Source organism: Bacillota bacterium (assembly GCA_012837285.1).
Lineage (GTDB): Bacteria > Bacillota > DTU030 > DUMP01 > DUMP01 > DUNI01.
The window spans coordinates 1-2471 of record DURJ01000161.1 but is presented as its reverse complement, the minus strand read 5'-3'; the positions used below and the strand labels follow the sequence as shown (position 1 = coordinate 2471).

The 2471-nt window shown below is 47.2% G+C and carries 3 protein-coding genes; all 3 read left to right on the top strand.

Features of this window, described 5'->3' with window-relative positions; genetic code table 11:
- Positions 1-296: 296 nt before the first annotated feature.
- On the top strand, positions 297-1040 hold the full coding sequence (locus GX016_09700; GenBank protein HHT71821.1) for an IclR family transcriptional regulator: 744 nt from the start codon (positions 297-299) through the stop codon (positions 1038-1040).
- A gap of 16 nt (positions 1041-1056) precedes the next feature.
- Positions 1057-1767, top strand: coding sequence for a helix-turn-helix domain-containing protein (locus GX016_09695; protein HHT71820.1), 711 nt, complete (start codon positions 1057-1059; stop codon positions 1765-1767).
- Between the two features lie 70 nt (positions 1768-1837).
- Positions 1838-2471: 3-methyl-2-oxobutanoate hydroxymethyltransferase (gene panB / locus GX016_09690; GenBank protein HHT71819.1), on the top strand; the 634-nt coding region annotated here is incomplete at its 3' end.

The window sequence follows — 2471 nt, the reverse complement described above, 5'->3', positions numbered from 1 at the left end:
TTTACGCTCCTCCTAACGTGGAAAGGAGGAGGTGTGGCTGTTGTACTTTGATTCGCGCAGGCGGTCGTTGCTGACGCGGATTTTGTTCTGGCTTATATCAAGTATTTGTCCTCAGATGTTGCATTTTTGCCAATGGTTGGAAGAAAAGAAGGACTAAGACATATGGGTATAGAAAGAAGGATTAGTCTCTAGGTACAAGACGCTGTTTCACTAGATAAAACCACAAAGGGGATTTTGATGAAGTGACGGGGTCTGCTAATTCTTCAATCTACAATATCCGGTCGGTGGAAAGGGCCATGGAAGTGCTAATAGCTCTAGGCGAAGAGTCACCGCTGGGCCTGACTGAGCTGGCAAACAAGCTTGATCTACACAAAAGCACGGTCCATCGCTTGTTAGTTACCCTTGAAGGACGCAATTTTGTGGAGAAAGAGCCGGGCCAAGGCGGTTATCGCCTTGGGCTAAGGCTCCTGCAATTGGGCGGTACCGTTGCATCCCGGTTGGAACTTCGTCAAGAAGCAAAACCTTGCTTGGAACAGCTATCGCAGATAACCGGTTACACTGCCCATTTAGTAGTGCTCTCAAGTTACGATCCTATTTATATTGAAAAGGTAGAAAACCCCAACTCTATCGTGAAGTATTCCCAAATTGGAAAAAAGCTGCCGCTGAATGCAACGGCAGCAGGTAAGGTTTTGCTAGCTCATTTACCTGACCAAGAAATTGACAGTATTTTAGCGAAAGGGCTTAAAGCTTATACCAAATACACCATAACGGATGCGGCAGTTTTGCGCCAACACCTCCAGGAGGTCAAGAAAATGGGTTATGCTGTGGATATGGAAGAATTGGAGCTTGGTTTACGCTGTGTTGCTGCTCCTGTTCGAGACAATAACGGAACGGTAATTGCCGCTGTTTCTTTGTCTGGAGTCGGTGCTACCATGACTCAAGACAAACTTCCAACCCTGATTAAGCATGTTAAAGAAGGTGCCCAAGAAGTCTCTTATCGACTCGGTTATGCCTTGGGCCATAACGTCCAGCTTGCCTAGGAGGGGGGATGCAATTGTGCGGGTAGTTGTGGCCGGCAGCGATCAGGCCTGCCGCTCCCTGCTGGTAACATTCATAAACGAACACAAAGGCCTCCCTTTGTCTGTAATAGGTCGCGCCGCTAGTGCGAAAGAGGTTGGCAAAATCGTTAAGCAGAAAAACCCGGGGCTAATAATTTGGGACATTGAAGGACAAGAAGAACAAGCTTTAGCCCTTGTGCAAAAAGTTAAGCTGCAACAGCCTCAAATAAAAGTGGTCATTATAAATAAGCACCTGGAAATGACTAGTGTTCGCACTGCTCTGCACCATGGCATAGACGACTATTTGGTCAAACCAGTTACTCAAAAAGAGCTTACCGATAGCTTGATTCGTTTACTATTCGACCGGACAAAAATGCATTGCGGTCGTGACACTGTGGACAGGGCACTAACCTACATGCAAAAGAACTGTACCCGACTTATCACTCTTGATGATGTGGCTGAAAAATGCTTCATAAGTCCATGTTACCTCAGCCGCTTGATAAAAAGACAGACGGGAAAGACTTTCGTACAGAATCTTCAAGATATGCGCCTTATGCGAGCCGAATGGCTGCTGCTGAATACCAACCAAACGGTGCGAACCATTGCTAAATCGGTAGGATTTTCCAGCGACAGTTACTTTACCTATGTTTTCCGCAGCCGGAAAGGGGTTACCCCTACTGCTTTCCGTCGCGTTTCTAATTCTGGGTAGCTATAAAGGAAGGAGGGAGAGGGGCCTAATCTGGTTTCGTAAAGTGAAATATCAAAAAGGAGGATCGAATATGAGAAAAAAGGTCACAATTCTCACATTACAAGAGAAGATGGCTGCTGGTGAACAAATCACTATGATTACCGGCTACGACTATCCTATGGCCTTAATGCAAGAAAAAGCGGGCATGGATATTATTCTGGTTGGAGATTCTTTGGGAATGACGGTGCTAGGTTTCGATTCGACTTTGCCCGTTGGCATGGACACTATGATTGACCATGCCAAGGCAGTGCGGCGTGGTGCTCCCACAGCGTACGTGATTGGCGATATGCCGTACATGTCCTACCAGATTAGTATTGAGCAAGCCATTAAAAATGCCGGCCGCTTCATGCAAGAAGCTGGCTGTGATGCTATTAAGCTGGAAGGTGGCAGCAACGTAGTTGATATTGTGGAAGCCCTAACCAAAGCCACTATCCCTGTTATGGGCCATATTGGTTTGACACCTCAATCCATTGCTATGTTAGGCGGCTTTAAGTCCCAAGGACGCAGCCTGGAGGCAGCCGAGAAGCTCATCGATGATGCCAAAGCGTTGGAAGAGGCGGGCATCGTAACTCTGCTGATTGAAGCGGTACCTCCAGAAGTAGGCCGCATCATCACTGAGCAGGCTAACGTTCCTGTTATTGGGATTGGAGCCGGACCGCATTGCC

Excerpts from the sequence above, each read along its gene's own strand:
- GX016_09700 (HHT71821.1), top strand. The coding sequence starts at position 297 with ATGGAAGTGCTAATAGCTCTAGGCGAAGAGTCACCGCTGGGCCTGACT.